Consider the following 15,502-nt stretch of genomic DNA (forward strand, 5'->3'; position numbering starts at 1 on the left):
TCCGAGGCGCCGGTCAGCGCTCGGCCAGCAGGGCGAAGAGGTCACCGACCTCGCCCAGGTGGCCGAGCTTGTCCGGGTTGAGGACGTTGTGCATGCGTACGATCCGGCCACCCTCGACGTCGAGCGCGATGACGCCGAGCAGGGCGCCGTCGGCACCGCGGGTGAGCATGGCCGGCTGACCGTTGGCGTGCGAGAGCTCGAGGCGCACGCCGAGACGCTCGCCCTGACGCATGAGCCCGAGCAGGAAGCGGGTGACGGCGACGGCGCCGAGCATCGGCTTCTGGATCGCCGGGGCCCGGCCGCCGCCGTCGGCGACGAACACGACGTCGTCGGCGAGCAGCCGCTCCAGGCCGGCGATGTCGCTGGCGGACAGTGCGGCGACGAACTGGGAGGCCAGCTGGTCGCGGCGCTCGCGGGACGGGTCGAAGCGGGGAGTGCCCTCAGCGATCCGCTTGCGGGCACGGGTGAAGATCTGGCGGCAGTTGGTCGCGCTCTTGCCGACGACCGGCGCGATGTCCTCGTAGTCGTAGCCCAGCACCTCGCGCAGCACGAACACCGCACGCTCGACCGGCGTGAGCGACTCGAGGAGGACCAGGAACGCGGTGCTGACGGTCTCGTCGAGCTCGAGGCGGTGGCTGGGGTCCTCGTCGGAGACCAGGATCGGCTCGGGCAGCCAGGGCCCGACGTACTGCTCTCGGCGGTGGCGGGCCGAGCGCAGGGTGTCGATGGCGATCCGGGTGGTGACGGTGGTGGCGTACGCATCGAGGTTGTCGACCTCATCGGTGCTGCGGTGCATCCGCAGGAACGCCTCCTGGACGATGTCCTCCGCCTCGGCGACGCTGCCGAGCATCCGGTAGGCGATCGAGAACATCAGCGGGCGGAGCCCGTCATGGGCGCTTGCGAGGTCCACGAGTGCAGGACCTTACGCCAGCTGTCACAGGAGCGCAGGTTGTTTCGTCGGTGGGATCAGACATCGACGAGAGGAACGAACGATGCGAATCTTCATCGCAGGTGGAACCGGCGCGGTCGGCATCCGGATGGTGCCGCTCCTGGTGGCTGCCGGGCACGAGGTCTACGGCTCGACCCGGCACGAGCCGGGGCTCGAGACCCTGGCCGACATGGGCGCGACCGGGATCGTGATGGACCCGCTGAGCGCGCAGAGCGTCGCCGACGCGGTCACCAAGGCCGCACCCGAGGTGGTCGTGCACCAGCTCACCGCGCTGGGCGGCCTCAGCGGCAACCTGAAGAAGTGGGACCAGGACTTCGCGATGACCAACCGGCTGCGTACCGAGGGCACCGACCACCTGCTGGCCGCGGCCCGGGCGGTCGGAGCGCGCCGGTTCATCGCGCAGAGCTTCGGTGGGGGATGGGCCTATGAGCGCACCGGCGGCTGGGTCAAGGACGAGACCACCCCGCTCATCGCCGACCCCGGCAAGGAGGCGCGGGGCACCCTGGCGGCGATCCGCCACCTGGAGGAGGCGGTGGTCTCGGCGGCGGACCTGGAGGGCGTGGTGCTGCGCTACGGGAACTTCTACGGCCCCGGCAACGCCGCCTCGCGCGAGGGCGCCATCGGTGAGCTGCTGCGTACGGGCAAGATGCCGGTGGTCGGTGGCGGCACCGGGGTGTGGTCGTTCGTCCACATCGACGACGTCGGCGCCGCGACGGTCGCCGCGGTCGACCGTGGTGCCCCGGGCCTCTACAACATCGTCGACGACGAGCCCGCACCGGTGAACCAGTGGATGCCGTTCCTGGCCGAGCAGGTCGGCGGCCGGAACCCGATGCGGCTCCCTGCGTGGCTGGCCAAGCCGCTGATCGGCGAGTTCGGCGTCGCGCTGATGACCTCCGTGCGGGGGTCGTCCAACGCCAAGGCGAAGCGGGAGCTCGGCTGGACGCCGTCGTACGCCACCTGGCGCGAGGGCTTCCGGACCGGGATCGGCTGAGCGGATCAGCGTTCTCGTGGCTATGGTGGCGCGGTGAAGATGATGGCGTTGCAGGACGAGTGGTGGCCGACGATGACCTGCTTCGGGTGCGGGCCGGCCAACGCCCAGGGGCTCCAGCTGAAGAGCTATCCGCAGCTGGACGGGAGCGTGACCGCGACCTTCCAGCCGTGGCCGCAGCACGACAACGGCGGCGGGTTCCTCAACGGCGGGATCATCGCGACCCTGCTCGACTGCCACAGCGCCGCCGCGGTGCATCAGGAGGCCTTCCTCAACGGCTGGATGCCGGCCGAGGGGGAGTCGCTGGCCTATGTGACGGCCGGGATCGACGTACGCTACCGGCGGCCGGCTCCGCTCAAGGAGCCGGTCACGCTGATCGCCTCCACCAAGGAGGCCAGCGAGGACCAGATCACCTCGCTGGTGCGGCTGGAGTGGGACGGGAAGGTCCGCGCCGAGGGCGAGGCGCTGTGGAAGCGCTGGCGCCCGCGCGACTGAGAAGATGAGAGAACGGCCCCCACCAGGTGAGGGCCGTTCCTGTCTCTCGGTCGAGCTCAGTCGAGCAGCTCGGTGACGGTGCCGGCGGCGACGGTGTGACCGCCCTCGCGGACCGCGAAACCGAGGCCGACGTCCATCGCGATCGGCTTCTCCAGCTCCACCCCGAGCTCGATCGTGTCGCCGGGCATGACCAGCGCGATCTCACCCAGGTCGATCCCGCCGGGCACGTCCGTGGTCCGGAAGTAGAACTGCGGCCGGTAGTCCGCGGCGAACGGGGTGTGCCGGCCACCCTCGGAGGTGGAGAGCGCGTGCAGGTTCGCCCGGAATCTCCGGTGCGGCCGTACGCTGCCCGGCAGCGCCACCACCTGGCCGCGACGGACCTCGTCGCGCTTGACCCCACGCAGCAGCACGGCCGCGTTGTCGCCCGCCTCGGCGGACTCCAGCGACTTGCCGAACGTCTCCAGACCGATGGCGGTGCTGGTGAGCGTCGCGCCGAGCCCCACGACCTCGACCGCGTCGCCGACCTTCAGCGAGCCGCGCTCGACGGCCCCGGTGACGACCGTGCCGCGGCCGGTGATGGTGACGACGTTCTCGATCGGCATCAGGAACGGCTCGCCGAGCTCACGCTCCGGCACCGGCACGTAGTCGTCGATCGCGTCCAGCAGGTCGCCGATCGCGGCGGTCCACTCCGGCTCGCCCTCCAGCGCCTTCAGCCCGGAGACCCGGACGACAGGTACGTCGTCGCCGGGGAACCCGTACTCGGAGAGGAGGTCACGGACCTCCAGCTCGACCAGGTCGAGCAGCTCGGGGTCCTCGACGGTGTCGGCCTTGTTGAGCGCCACCACCAGGTACGGCACGCCCACCCGGCGCGCGAGCAGCACGTGCTCGCGCGTCTGCGGCATGGCGCCGTCCTGGGCGGAGACGACCAGGATCGCGGCGTCCACCTGGGCGGCGCCGGTGATCATGTTCTTCACGTAGTCGGCGTGCCCGGGCATGTCGACGTGCGCGTAGTGCCGGGTCGCGGTCTCGTACTCGACGTGCGAGATGTTGATCGTGATCCCGCGCTGCAGCTCCTCCGGGGCACGGTCGATGCCGTCGAAGGCGATGAAGCGGTTCACGTCGGGGTCGCGCTCCGCGAGCACCTTGGTGATCGCGGCGGTCAGGGTGGTCTTGCCGTGGTCGACGTGACCCATCGTCCCGATGTTGAGGTGCGGCTTGGTCCGCACGAACTGGCCCTTGGCCATGAGTGTTCCTTTGTCTGTCAGAAGATTGACGGGTGAGCCAGGACCCTCCGGCAAGCCCTCACAGCGCTGTCACCGCGGTGAGGGGGCCGGTGCGGGCCACCCTCCTCCGCGGGTCCTGCAGAGCAGGAGGAGGGTCAGCTTCGCGCGCCGGTGCAATCGACTGACGGAGTCCACGTGGGAGCGCCCGGCAGGCTCGTGCCTGACAGGTCGAACTCGGAAACCACGCGGAACATGCGCATCACGATAGGCATCAACGCGGGCCCCGGCAAAGGAATTCCCCGCGAGATGCCGAGTCGGCTCGTCCTGACCGGATCCATCGCCGAGTCGGCGCGTCATAACGCGCCGACTCGGCGAGGATCTGGGTCAAGACCCGCCGACTCGGCGGGCTTTTGGGTCAGGACGGGCCGGCTCAGCGGGGGTCGAGGCGTACGACGACCGACTTCGAGGTCGGCGTGCGGCTGCCGTCGGCGTAGGAGTCGAGCGGGATGAGGACGTTCGTCTCCGGGAAGTACGCCGCGGCGGAGCCGCGCGGGGTGGCGTAGGCGACGACGCGGAAGCCCGCGGCGCGGCGTTCGCCGTCGGTCCAGACCGAGACGATGTCGACGGTGTCGCCGTCGGCGATGCCGAGCTCGAGGAGGTCCTCGGGGTTGACGAAGACGACGTGGCGGCCGCCCTTGATGCCGCGGTAGCGGTCGTTGTAGCCGTAGACGGTGGTGTTGAACTGGTCGTGGGAGCGCAGCGTCTGCAGCAGCAGGTGGCCCGGGGGAGCCGAGACCGCGGTCAGCGGGTTGGCGGTCACCCGGGCCCGGCCGGTCGTGGTGGTGAAGGTGCGCGAGTCGCGCGGAGGGTTGGGCAGGGCGAAGCCACCGGGCGCCTTCAGCCGGGTCTCGAAGTCCTCGAACCCGGGCACCACCGCGGAGATGTGCCAGCGGATCCGGGAGTAGTCCACGCCCATCGTGGCCCAGTCGATGCCCTGGTCCGAGCCGAACAGCGCCTCGCCGAGGGCGCAGATGATGCCGACCTCGCTGCGCAGCTCCTTCGAGCCCGGGAGCAGGCGGCCGTAGGAGGCGTGGACCATGCCCATCGAGTCCTCGACGGTGACGTACTGCTCGCGACCGCCGGTCTCGTCGCGCTCGGTGCGCCCCAGGCAGGGAAGGATCAGGCCCTCGCGACCGTGGTGGAGGTGGCTGCGGTTGAGCTTGGTCGAGATCTGGACGGTGAGGCCGACGTTGGCCAGGGCCGCGGTGGTGACGGCGGTGTCGGGGGTCGCGGCGGCGAAGTTGCCGCCCAGGGCGAGGAAGACGTCGACGGCGCCGTCGCGCATCGCCTCGATGGCGGCGACCACGTCGTAGCCCTCCTCACGCGGCGGCGTGATGCCGAACTCGGCACCGACCGCGTCGAGGAACCACGCCGGCGGCTTCTCCCAGATGCCCATCGTGCGGTCACCCTGCACGTTGGAGTGGCCGCGGACCGGGCAGGCGCCGGCGCCGGGCTTGCCGATGTTGCCGCGCAGCAGCAGGAACGAGGCGATCTCGCGGATCGTGGCGACCGAGTTCTTGTGCTGGGTCAGGCCCATCGCCCAGCACACGATGACGCGCTCGCGGGACTCGACCAGGTCGGTGAGGGACTCGATCTCCTCGCGCGAGATGCCGCTGAGCCGGGTGATCTCGTCCCACTCCATCGCCGCCCACGCCTGCGCAGCGACCTCGAAGCCGTCGGTGTGCTCCTCCAGGAACGGGTGCGCGACGGCGTCGCGCTCGACGAGCAGCTTGTTGATCCCGGCGAACAGGGCCAGGTCGCCGTTGACCTGCACGGGCACGTGGACGTCGGCGAGCTGGGTGCCGACGCCGGTGACGCCGCGTACGGTCTGGGGGTTGCGGAACCGACCCAGCCCGGCCTCGCGCAGCGGGTTGATCGAGACGACCTTGGCGCCGTTCTCCTTGGCGGACTCGAGCGCGGTCAGCATCCGGGGGTGGTTGGTGCCGGGGTTCTGGCCGACGACGAAGATCAGGTCGGAGTGTTCGGCGAGGTCGTCGTAGGTGACGGTGCCCTTGCCGATGCCGATGACCTCGCCGAGCGCGGTGCCGCTGGACTCGTGGCACATGTTGGAGCAGTCGGGCAGGTTGTTGGTGCCGAGCTGGCGGGCGAGCAGCTGGTAGACGAACGCGGCCTCGTTGGAGGCGCGACCGGAGGTGTAGAAGACCGAGCGGTCGGGGGTGGTCGCGCGCATGCGGTCGGCGATCAGCGAGATCGCGTCGGACCAGGTGATGGGGGAGTAGTGGGTCGCGCCGGGGGCGAGGTACATCGGTTCGGTCAGCCGGCCCTGCGACTCCAGCCAGTGGTCGTCGCGCTCGTTGAGCGACGCGACCGAGTTGGCCGCGAAGAAGTCGCGGTCGACCCGCTTGCGGGTCGCCTCCCACGCCACCGCCTTGGCGCCGTTCTCGCAGAACTCCGCCGCCTTGCGGTGGTCGGGGTCCGGCCAGGCGCACGAGGGGCAGTCGAAGCCGCCGACCTGGTTGACCTTGAGGAGCGTCTGCAGGCTCCGCCGGGGTCCCATCTCGCGTAGCGCGTACTCCATCGAGTGGGCCACCCCGGGGATCCCGACTGCGGCCGTCTCCGGCTCGCTGACGCGGAGGGTGGGTTCGGGCAGGTCTACGGAGTGCTCGGTGCTCACGCGAGGCACACTACTCCGAGGCGATCGCCTTGAGGACGTCTTCCCTCCCCGCGCGGATGGCCGGGAGGAGCGCTGCCAGGACGCCGACGACCACCGCGATCGCCAGGAAGACGGCCAGCTGGTCCAGCGGCACCGACAGGCTGGTGAGATCTTCGCGCAGGGCGTCGCGCAGCAGCACCCCGAACAGCACCCCGAGAACGAGCCCGAGGACCGCGCCGAGCACCGCGATCGTCACCGACTCCAGGGTGATCATCCGGCGCAGCTGACCGCGGGAGAGGCCGATGGCGCGGAGCAGGCCGATCTCGCGGGTGCGCTCGATGACGCTGAGGCCGAGGGTGTTGACGATGCCGATCACGGCGATCACGATCGCCAGCGCGAGCAGGCCGTAGATCATGTAGAGGAGCTGGTTGACCTGTCCCTTGATCGACTCGGCGAACTCGTCCTTGTCCTGCACCGCGACCACCGGCCGGTCCTCGACGAGCTTGTCGAGACGCTCGTGGACGACGGCGGGATCGGCTCCGCGCGCGAGCAGGATGCTGAGCGAGGCGTCCTCGCGCGGCACCTTGGCCGCGACGAGGTCCTCGATCCGCACCGTGATGTCGCCGGTGACCTGGGTGCGCGCGATGATGCCGCTGATCTGCGGGTGCGACTGGCGGCCGCTGACGAAGGTGAGGTCGATGCGGTCGCCGAGCTGCCAGTCGTGCTCCTTCGCGGCCTCGTCGGTGACCAGCACCTGGCCGGGCTTGACGTCCGCGCTGCCCTCGAGCACGTCGAGGTCGTAGACCTGCGGCAGGTGCTCGTCGACCCCGAAGAGGAACGCGACCTCGTTCTTCTTCGGGTTCTGCAGGTCCACCTTGCCGACGACGGCCTGGGCGATCTGCGAACGGGAGACGGTCGCGACGCCCTCCACCTTCTCCATCTCGTCACCGATCGAGGTCGGGAACGGGGTGAAGGTCGGGCTCTGCACCACCAGGTCGGGCTTGAACTGCTCCTCGACCACGTCGGAGATCGAGGCGTTCATCGAGGCGGCGAGCACGCCGATCAGCGAGACCAGGGCCAGCCCGATCATCAGCGCCGACGCGGTGGCACCGGTGCGCCGTGGGTCGCGCATCGCGTTCTGGCCGGCGAGCTTGCCGGTCATCCCGAAGAGCGCCCCCGAGACCGTACGCAGCGCCGCCAGCACCGGGCGGCCCAGGAACGCGCTGATCCAGGCGACCGAGAGGATCGAGACGCCGGCGCCGACGCCCACCCACAGCGCCGGGCTCGTCGGCACGTCGAACCCGCCGGGAAGGCTGATCTGCGGGACCCCGATCCGCGGCACCGCCGCGATCGCGAGCCCGGCGACCAGCAGGACGAGCCCCACCGACGTACGCAGGACGGTGGATCGGGCCGGAGGCTGGGTGTCCTCGCGCATCGCCGCCACCGGCGGGACCTTGCCGGCCCGGCGGGAGGGGAGCAGGGCCGCGGCGAGGGTGACGAGGACGCCCACGGCGTAGGAGATCCAGATGGTGCGCGGGGTGAGGACGAGGACGTCGGAGGCGATCTCCAGACCGGCCTGACGGAAGGCGGCGGCCAGGCCGTGGGCGAGCCCCCAGCCGGCGAGGATGCCGATGGTGGCCGCGATCAGCGCCATCACCAGCGCCTCGAAGAGCACCGAGGTGGTGACCTGGCGGCGGGAGGCTCCCAGGGCGCGCAGCAGCGCCAGCTGGCGGGAGCGCTGCGCGATCAGGATCGAGAAGGTGTTGACGATGATGAAGGCGCCGACGATGACCGCGATCACCGCGAAGACGATGAGGAAGACCGAGATCACGTCGAGGAACTCACCGATCGCATCCTCGGACTCCTCGACCATCTTGTCGCCGGTGACGGCCTCGAACCCCTTCGGGACCACCGTGTTCGCAGCCGCGACGAGCTCCTTCTGGCTGACGCCGGGGGCGGCGGTCAGCGAGATCCCGGAGTAGACGTCCTTGCCGTCGGTGAACAGGCTCTGGGCGCCGACGGTGCTGAAGATCAGCAGCTGCGCGCCGGCCGTGCCACCGCCGTTGAAGGAGGCGGTGCCGGTGAGGGTGACCTTGCGGCGGGTCTCGCCCTGGGGTGCGATCAGGGTGACGGAGTCTCCCACCCGATATCCGGCCTTCTCCGCGGTCGCCTCGTCGAGGACGAGCTCCTTCTTCCCGGTCGGCCAGCTTCCTTCGATGAGCTCCAGCGACGGCTCGCCGAGCAGGTTGGGCGTCCCGGTGTGGTTGAAGGCCAGCGTCGGTGCACCTGAGCTGCTGACCAGCTTGTCGTCGGTGTCGAGCACATAGAGCCCCGCTCCCTGGACCACCCCGTCGGCGCGAGCGACCTCCGGCAGCGTACGCAGCTTCTCGATGGCCTCCGGCTCCAACGTGGCCGCGCCGCCCGCGCCGGGACGGCTGGCCTCGGCCGAGCTGGCGCTGTTGGTCGGGCGTACCTGGCCGTCGGGCGTGGAGCCGTTGATGATCCCGGAGAAGGTGCGGTCGAGGCCGTGCGAGAAGGTGAGCACCCCGGCCAGGAACGCCACGCCCAGGACGATCGCGAGCGTCGACATGAGCAGGCGCACCTTGTGCGCGGCGAGGTTGCGCAGCGTCAGCCGGAGCACGTCGCCACCTCCGTTGCGCAAGCGCCAGGGTACGGACGTGGCGGCGTGCCGATCGTTTGGTTCACTCGCTGACGCTCGTTCACCTCAGGCGCCTTCGCCGATCGGAGCCAGGCCCATCGCCCGCGCCTGCAGGTCGGCCATGTGGGCCAGGATCTCCTCGCGGCTCGGCTTGGCCAGCTCGTCGACGATGCGGCCGTCGGCCAAGAAGATCACCCGGTCGCAGTAGGAGGCGGCGACGGGGTCGTGGGAGACCATGACGATGGTCTGGCCCAGGTCGTCGACGCTGTGCCGCAGGAAGTCGAGCACCTGGGCGGCCGAGGTGGAGTCGAGGTTGCCGGTCGGCTCGTCGGCGAAGACGATGTCGGGCTTGGAGACCAGCGCGCGGGCACAGGCGACTCGCTGCTGCTGGCCACCGGAGAGCTCGCTCGGCTTGTGCGAGAGCCGCGGCCGCAGGTCGACCGTGTCGATGACCTGGTCGAACCACCCCGGGTCCGGCTTCTTCCGGGCCAGGGAGAGCGGCAGCAGGATGTTCTCCTGCGCCGTCAGCGTCGGCACCAGGTTGAACGCCTGGAAGACGAACCCGATCTTGTCGCGCCGCAGCGAGGTGAGGCGGCGGTCGCGCAGCTTGCCGAGCTTGCGACCGCCGACGACCACCTCGCCCGTCGTGGGCTTGTCGAGCGCCGCCAGGCAGTGCATCAGCGTCGACTTGCCCGAGCCCGACGGCCCCATGATCGCGGTGAACTGCCCCGCGTAGAGGTCCAGGCTCACGCCGTCGAGCGCGCGGACCTCAGCGGCACCCTTGCCGTAGGTCTTGTGCAGGTCGATCGCCTGGGCGGCGATCTCGAGTCGGTCTGCGTCGGTCACGACCCCAACTCTCGCGCACCCATGGTGAGCGCGCATCGGGGTTCACACCGATTTCAGATTTTCTGGTTGAGCAGACCCGTGTCGACGTCGTAGATGAACCCGCCGACCTTGATGTCCTCGGGGACGAACGGATGCGAGCGGACCTTGGCGACGTCCTCGGCGAGCGCGCGGACCTGGTCGTCGACCACGACGGTCAGGTCGAGCCAGGAGGCGTCCTGGTCGGCGGACTCGGCGAGCTTGGCGCGCAGCTCGGCCTCGGTGTTGGAGGCGACCGCACACCGGGTGTGGGGCACGATCAGGATGCGCTTGACGCCCAGGAGGTGCACGCCGAGCACCAGCGCCTCCATCGCCTGCGGGGTCACCCGGCCGCCGGGGTTGCGGAAGATCTTGGCGTCGCCGAGGCCCAGGCCCAGCAGGGCGAGCGGCTCGATGCGGGAGTCCATGCAGGTCACGATGGCGACCCCGGCGTGGGCGACGCCGTCGAAGCCTCCCTTTTCGAACTTCTCGGCATAGTCGCGGTTCGCAGCAAGCAGGTCATCGAAATCGGCCATGGTGCCAAGGTAGCCGATATCGCGGGGACGTCCGCGGCCTGTGTCAGATAGCGTGCGCGATGTGATCGACGCCCTACTCGAGCCCAGTGACCTGCCCCACCGTCTGCCCCGTTTCGCGGACATCTCGATCGAGGACTACGGCCCGGCGATCGAGCAGGGGATGGCCGAGCAGCTGGCCGTGCTGACCGCGATCACGTCCGCCACCGAGGAGCCGACGTTCGAGAACACCCTCGTCGCCCTGGAGCGGTCCGGTGAGCGGCTGGACCGGGTCCTGCGGATCTTCTTCTCGCTCCTCTCCGCGGACTCCGACGACGATCTGGACGAGCTCCATGCTGCGTACGCTCCGCGGCTGGCGGCCCACCATGACGCGCTGCTCCTCGACGACGCGCTCTTTGCGCGGGTGAACGCGGTCTATGACAAGCGGGCCGAGCTGGAGGGTGAGGACCGCTATCTGGTCGAGCGCTACCACCGCGACTTCGTGCTCGCCGGCGCGGCCCTGGGGCCCGCGGAGAAGGCACGGCTGCGGGAGCTCAACCAGGAGATCTCCGGGCTGGAGGCCGCCTTCGGCCAGGCGGCGCAGGCCGACTCCAACGACCTCGCCGTGGTCGTCGACACCGTCGAGGAGCTCGCCGGGCTGACCCCGGGGGAGATCTCCGCGGCCTCGGCGGCCGCTGAGGGCAGGGGCCTGGCGGGCAAGTTCCTGATCACACTGACCCTGTTCACCGCCCACCCCTACCTCTCGGTGCTCGAGAACCGAGAGCTTCGACAGCGGCTGTTCGAGGCACAGCTCGCCCGCGGCTCGCGCGGCAACGCCAACGACACCCGCGGCATCGCGCTCGACGCGCTGCGGCTGCGGGCCGAGAAGGCGCAGCTGCTCGGCTTCGACAGCTACGCCGGCCTGGTGACCGCCGACAACACGGCCGGTACGCCGAAGGCGGTCCGCGACATGCTGGAGCGGCTGGCGGCGCCGGCGGCGCGCAACGTCCGGGCCGAGCAGGCCGCGCTCGAGGCCTCGGCAGGCGGACCGATCGAGGCCTGGGACTGGCCGTTCTACGCGGAGAAGGTCCGGGTCTCGGAGTACGACGTCGACCTGGCCGTCCTGCGGCCGTGGTTCGAGGCCGACCGGGTGCTGCGCGACGGCGTCTTCTTCGCCGCCGGCCGGCTCTACGGTCTGACCTTCGAGGAGCGCCCCGACCTGCAGGGCTACCACCCCGAGGTACGCGTCTTCGAGGTCGCCCGCGACGGCGAGCCGATCGGGCTGTTCCTGCTCGACCTCTACACCCGGGACTCGAAGAAGGGCGGTGCGTGGATGAACTCCTACGTCACCGCCAACACGCTGCTGGGTGAGCCCTCGGCGATCGTGACCAACAACCTCAACGTGCCCAAGCCGGCGCCGGGCGAGCCGACGCTGCTCACGTTCGACCAGGTCAACACGCTCTTCCACGAGTTCGGCCATGCGCTTCACGGGCTTCTGGCGCGGGCGACCTACCCGCGGTTCGCGGCGACGTCGGTCTACCGCGACTTCGTCGAGTATCCGTCCCAGGTCAACGAGATGTGGATGCTCTGGCCCGAGGTGCTCGCCAACTACGCCGTGCATCACGAGACCGGCGAGCCGATCCCGGCCGACGTGCTCGGCAAGCTCGAGGCCTCCGCCACGTTCAACGAGGGGTTCGCGACCTCCGAATACCTGGCCGCCGCGCTCATCGACCTGGCCTGGCACGAGCTCGGTCCGGCCGACGTGCCGACCTCACCGGAGGCGGTGGAGGAGTTCGAGGCGGCCGCGCTCGCGGCGGCCGGCCTGGACAACCCGGCGGTGCGGCCGCGCTACTACACGGCGTACTTCAAGCACATCTTCGGCGGCTACGCCTCGGCCTACTACTCCTACATCTGGTCCGAGGTCCTCGACGCCGACACGGTCGCGTGGTTCAAGGAGAATGGCGGCCTCACCAGGGAGAACGGCGAGGCGTACGTCCGCTACGTGATCGGCATCGGCGGCACCCGGGACCCGCTGGAGTCCTACGCGGAGTGGCGGGGGCGGCCGGCCCCGATCGCTCCGTTGCTGGAGCGCCGGGGCCTGGCCTGAGGGTCAGCGGTCCCGAGGGTCGGCCGGGCCTGCCCAGCTGGACTGCGGGTCGCTGGCGGGGAAGGTCTCTTCCTCCGCCTCGTCCTGGCGATCGCGCTCCTCGCCCTCCTCCTCGACCCGCTCCGGGGTGGGGAAGGGGATCGGCGCCTCCGTGCTCTCGTCCGCGCCGGTCACGGGGTCCTTGGTTTCCTTCTCGACCATTGTTCTTCTACTCCCATCTGAAGACTTCGATGTTGTCGTCGATGCCGTTCGGCATCCACTGTGCCATGTCAGGACCGGCTCAGCGCGTCCTTGACACGGTCCACGATCGAGTGGAACGGCATGGTGGCCAACTGCTTAGGCATCGACCCGGCGGAGCCGGGGTGAGGGTGGGTCGGGGCGATGAACTCGGTCGCCGTCAGCCGCTTGCCCATCATGTGCCGCGACGTCTCGTCGATCGTGGTGAGTAGCAGCGGGAACTCGACGCGCTCCTCCTCCTCGGCGTGCTGCTCGACGGCGATCCGGAAGATCGGGAAGGTCTCGTCGAACTCCGGGCTGTCGACGCCGACCTCCTCGAGCTTGGCCAGCATCTCGGTGGCCTCCTTCTCGTCGGCGTTGAGCGCCTTGGCGAGCATCTCGCCGCCATGGGTCGAGGTGACCGGGTGGACGACGAGCTGCTCGGCGGCCTCGTGCACCGCGAGCAGGACCCGGAGGTCGTCGAACGCCTGACGTCTGGCCGGTCCCTCGGAGTTCCCCACCGTCGAGCAGAGCTGACGGATACCGGCATGCTGCTGCAGCAGGATCCTGACCACGTCGCCCTCGGGTAGCTCGGAGGCCTTCTTGAGGTCTTCGGTCACATGGGACATGGGTTGCTCCTGTCTCAGTGCTCCTGGAATGGGCTTCTGAAATATGCTTCTGGATGGACGCCAGTTCTGGTACCCACGGCGTGTTGTCGCCATACACCTGTCCAACCGACCACCGATCTGAGAAAGTTCAATTGTGATTCGTTCGGCGGTATTGCGGGTAGCAGTGGTCAGCCCGCAGGAAGTTGTCATGCGGGGTCTCACCAGCATGCTCGCGGACTACCCTGACCGGCTGGTCGTGACGGCCCTGCCGTCCGTACGCAGCCGTGCGCCGGGAGTCGACGTGATCCTGTACGACACCCTCGGGCTGCATCTGGCCGACGGGTCCGACCTCGTGCACCTGCTGCGCGAGACCGACGCCAAGGTGCTGATCTTCAGCCGCGACATGCGCCCCGACCTGCGCGTCAAGGCCTACTCGCTCGGCGCCAAGGCCTGGGTCTCGATGAGTGTGCACGCCGGTGAGCTCGTCCGTTCCATCGAGCTGACCGGCGCCGGCGAGCCGTTGGAGGAGCGCCAGGACCGGCTCGGCACGGTCGCCGGGCTCACCACCCGCGAGGTGGAGGTGCTCGCCCTGATCACCCAGGGACTCTCCAACAAGGAGATCGCCGCCAAGCTCGTGGTGAGCGTGAACACGCTCAAGAGCCACATCCGGCAGGCCTACCGAAAGATCGAGGTCACCACCCGCAGCCAGGCGGTCAGCTGGGCGATCACGCACGGGTTCGCGCCACCCGACGAGAATTCCGTGGAATCGGGTGCATCCGTAGGGGCCAGGATGGTTACCGATACCGTATCGACAGAGCAGACTGGGTGACTTCCCGCTGCTACGGCCCTGGGGTGACACCACGTCCGCGCTGTCGGTGCCGCGGTCTCGGCAACGGACCCGGGACCGCGGTCCTAACCCCCAGGGGTGAGTACGCTGTGGGGGTTGAGCTCACCCCTGGGGGCCATTTCTCTCGCCGAACCGAGCCATGGGCCGGTTTGCGCGACAGACTCGGGCCATGGACAGGACACAGGAAGCAACGCCGCTGCCTCTGGCTCCCCTTCAGCAGGAAGACCTGGTCGTACGTCACCTCCCGGTGGCACGCTCGCTCGCTGCCCGCTACTCGGGCCGCGGCGTCGAGGTCGACGACCTTCGCCAAGCCGCCCACATGGGGCTGGTGAAGGCTGCTCGTCGCTACGACCCCGCGCAGGGTGCGTTCCTGAGCTACGCCGTGCCGATGGCCAAGGGTGAGATGCGTCGCTGCTTCCGCGACCTCGCCCGCTGCGTACCTCCTGAGCGGGTGGACGACGGGCTGGAGTCCCTCGTCGAGCAGCTCGGGGAAGTCGACGCAGGCTTCGAGCGTGCCGAGGCGCGGGTCCTGGTGGGGGAGGCGATCGGCGATCTCCGTGAGACCGAGCTGATGATCCTGCAGCTGCGCTTCGTCGACGGCCTGACCCAGGCCGAGATCGGCGAGCGGATCGGCGCCACCCAGGCGCAGGTCTCGCGCACCCTGGCTCGGATCATCCGCCGGATGCGAGTCGCCGTCGCCGCGTAACCCGGGCCCGTGGTGGGTACCGGGAGACATGACTACCCCAGCCGTCATCTTCACCGTGATCGGGCTGATCGTCGTCCTGGCCGGCATCGCCGCTTGGCTTTTCGACGCCCGCCGTAACAAGCACGTCGCCGACGACGACGAGCGGTTCGATCAGCCGACTGAGAGGAGAAACTGAGATGCCGCAACGTGCTTGGAGCAAGAAGCGCGAACGCCAGTACGAGCACATCAAGGACGGTCTGCTCGAGCGCGGCGAGAACGAGGACACAGCCGAGGAGATCGCCGCTCGGACCGTGAACAAGGAGCGCGCTCGCGAAGGAGAGTCTCGCGAACGCAGCCGTACCTCGACCGACGACATCTCCTCAGGCCGCCGCGGTGGCTTACGCAGCCATCGCGGCCCGGGCGGGCGCACCAAGGCTCAGCTGTACGAAGAAGCCAAGGACAAGAACGTCAAGGGACGTTCCAAGATGAACAAGGCTGAGCTCGAGAAGGCGGTTGGACGGTAGCTCTCGGTGGTCGAGCTTGTCTCGACCAGTAGTGGCAGGGCGGCGTAGTAACTCTGCCGAGTCGGGGGGGGGGGGGCGGGGGGGGGGGGGGCGGGGGCGGGGGGGGGGGGGGGGCGCGCCCCGCCCCCCCCTCGGGGGGGGTGGGGGGGGTGGG

At 69.7% G+C, this 15,502-nt stretch carries 14 protein-coding genes; 6 read left to right on the top strand and 8 right to left on the bottom strand.

The features are described from left to right. Nucleotides 1-13: 13 nt before the first annotated feature. The gene (locus tag ACZ6WN_RS16140; RefSeq protein WP_465865905.1) at nucleotides 14-910 is read right to left on the bottom strand and encodes an RNA polymerase sigma-70 factor; all 897 of its coding nucleotides are present in this window, start codon (nucleotides 908-910) and stop codon (nucleotides 14-16) included. 82 nt (nucleotides 911-992) lie between these two features. Between ACZ6WN_RS16140 and ACZ6WN_RS16145 the strand changes: the two genes are divergently transcribed. Together ACZ6WN_RS16145 and ACZ6WN_RS16150 are read left to right on the top strand one after the other, a co-directional pair. Next, nucleotides 993-1,940, top strand: a complete 948-nt coding sequence (locus ACZ6WN_RS16145) for an NAD-dependent epimerase/dehydratase family protein (RefSeq protein WP_465865906.1) — start codon at nucleotides 993-995, stop codon at nucleotides 1,938-1,940. A gap of 39 nt (nucleotides 1,941-1,979) precedes the next feature. Further along, entirely contained in the window at nucleotides 1,980-2,432 is a 453-nt protein-coding gene (locus ACZ6WN_RS16150) for a PaaI family thioesterase (RefSeq protein ID WP_465866603.1), read from the top strand. Nucleotides 2,433-2,488: 56 nt separating this feature from the next. Here ACZ6WN_RS16150 and tuf read toward each other — a convergent pair whose 3' ends face one another. From tuf to ACZ6WN_RS16175, 5 genes are all read right to left on the bottom strand, one after another. Then, entirely contained in the window at nucleotides 2,489-3,676 is a 1,188-nt protein-coding gene (gene tuf, locus ACZ6WN_RS16155; protein WP_465865907.1) for an elongation factor Tu, read from the bottom strand. Between the two features lie 409 nt (nucleotides 3,677-4,085). After that, nucleotides 4,086-6,350, bottom strand: coding sequence for an FdhF/YdeP family oxidoreductase (locus ACZ6WN_RS16160; protein ID WP_465865909.1), 2,265 nt, complete (start codon nucleotides 6,348-6,350; stop codon nucleotides 4,086-4,088). Nucleotides 6,351-6,360: 10 nt separating this feature from the next. After that, nucleotides 6,361-8,991, bottom strand: a complete 2,631-nt coding sequence (locus ACZ6WN_RS16165) for an ABC transporter permease (protein WP_465865910.1) — start codon at nucleotides 8,989-8,991, stop codon at nucleotides 6,361-6,363. A gap of 63 nt (nucleotides 8,992-9,054) precedes the next feature. Next, a complete protein-coding gene (locus ACZ6WN_RS16170) occupies nucleotides 9,055-9,834 on the bottom strand; it encodes an ABC transporter ATP-binding protein (RefSeq protein ID WP_378733015.1) in 780 nt (259 codons plus the stop codon). Between the two features lie 53 nt (nucleotides 9,835-9,887). Beyond that, entirely contained in the window at nucleotides 9,888-10,385 is a 498-nt protein-coding gene (locus ACZ6WN_RS16175; RefSeq protein ID WP_465865912.1) for a beta-class carbonic anhydrase, read from the bottom strand. A 61-nt stretch (nucleotides 10,386-10,446) separates the two neighbouring features. On the opposite strand from ACZ6WN_RS16175, the gene ACZ6WN_RS16180 reads away from it, so the two are divergent. Further along, nucleotides 10,447-12,468: a M3 family metallopeptidase gene (locus tag ACZ6WN_RS16180; RefSeq protein WP_465865913.1), complete on the top strand. Its 2,022-nt coding sequence runs from the start codon at nucleotides 10,447-10,449 to the stop codon at nucleotides 12,466-12,468. 3 nt (nucleotides 12,469-12,471) lie between these two features. Here ACZ6WN_RS16180 and ACZ6WN_RS16185 read toward each other — a convergent pair whose 3' ends face one another. Both ACZ6WN_RS16185 and ACZ6WN_RS16190 read right to left on the bottom strand, forming a co-directional pair. Then, entirely contained in the window at nucleotides 12,472-12,669 is a 198-nt protein-coding gene (locus ACZ6WN_RS16185) for a hypothetical protein (protein ID WP_465865915.1), read from the bottom strand. A gap of 68 nt (nucleotides 12,670-12,737) precedes the next feature. Next, nucleotides 12,738-13,313 (bottom strand): hemerythrin domain-containing protein, encoded by a 576-nt coding sequence (locus ACZ6WN_RS16190; RefSeq protein WP_465865916.1) that lies wholly within the window; start codon nucleotides 13,311-13,313, stop codon nucleotides 12,738-12,740. A 187-nt stretch (nucleotides 13,314-13,500) separates the two neighbouring features. On the opposite strand from ACZ6WN_RS16190, the gene ACZ6WN_RS16195 reads away from it, so the two are divergent. The 3 genes from ACZ6WN_RS16195 to ACZ6WN_RS16205 all read left to right on the top strand — a co-directional run bounded on the left by ACZ6WN_RS16195 (nucleotide 13,501) and on the right by ACZ6WN_RS16205 (nucleotide 15,348). Further along, entirely contained in the window at nucleotides 13,501-14,121 is a 621-nt protein-coding gene (locus tag ACZ6WN_RS16195) for a helix-turn-helix transcriptional regulator (protein WP_465865917.1), read from the top strand. A gap of 187 nt (nucleotides 14,122-14,308) precedes the next feature. After that, nucleotides 14,309-14,845: a sigma-70 family RNA polymerase sigma factor gene (locus ACZ6WN_RS16200; RefSeq protein WP_465865918.1), complete on the top strand. Its 537-nt coding sequence runs from the start codon at nucleotides 14,309-14,311 to the stop codon at nucleotides 14,843-14,845. Between the two features lie 176 nt (nucleotides 14,846-15,021). Further along, entirely contained in the window at nucleotides 15,022-15,348 is a 327-nt protein-coding gene (locus ACZ6WN_RS16205; protein WP_465865919.1) for a plasmid stabilization protein, read from the top strand. Nucleotides 15,349-15,502: the final 154 nt, after the last annotated feature.

Source organism: Nocardioides sp. NPDC054178 (genome assembly GCF_055585005.1).

Bases quoted from the DNA above. Each gene is read 5' to 3' on its own strand.
- ACZ6WN_RS16195 (WP_465865917.1), top strand. From the start codon at position 13,501: ATGCGGGGTCTCACCAGCATGCTCGCGGACTACCCTGACCGGCTGGTC.
- ACZ6WN_RS16200 (WP_465865918.1), top strand. From the start codon at position 14,309: ATGGACAGGACACAGGAAGCAACGCCGCTGCCTCTGGCTCCCCTTCAG.
- ACZ6WN_RS16205 (WP_465865919.1), top strand. From the start codon at position 15,022: ATGCCGCAACGTGCTTGGAGCAAGAAGCGCGAACGCCAGTACGAGCAC.
- ACZ6WN_RS16190 (WP_465865916.1), bottom strand. From the start codon at position 13,313: ATGTCCCATGTGACCGAAGACCTCAAGAAGGCCTCCGAGCTACCCGAG.
- ACZ6WN_RS16145 (WP_465865906.1), top strand. From the start codon at position 993: ATGCGAATCTTCATCGCAGGTGGAACCGGCGCGGTCGGCATCCGGATG.
- ACZ6WN_RS16150 (WP_465866603.1), top strand. From the start codon at position 1,980: ATGATGGCGTTGCAGGACGAGTGGTGGCCGACGATGACCTGCTTCGGG.
- tuf (WP_465865907.1), bottom strand. From the start codon at position 3,676: ATGGCCAAGGGCCAGTTCGTGCGGACCAAGCCGCACCTCAACATCGGG.
- ACZ6WN_RS16175 (WP_465865912.1), bottom strand. From the start codon at position 10,385: ATGGCCGATTTCGATGACCTGCTTGCTGCGAACCGCGACTATGCCGAG.
- ACZ6WN_RS16185 (WP_465865915.1), bottom strand. From the start codon at position 12,669: ATGGTCGAGAAGGAAACCAAGGACCCCGTGACCGGCGCGGACGAGAGC.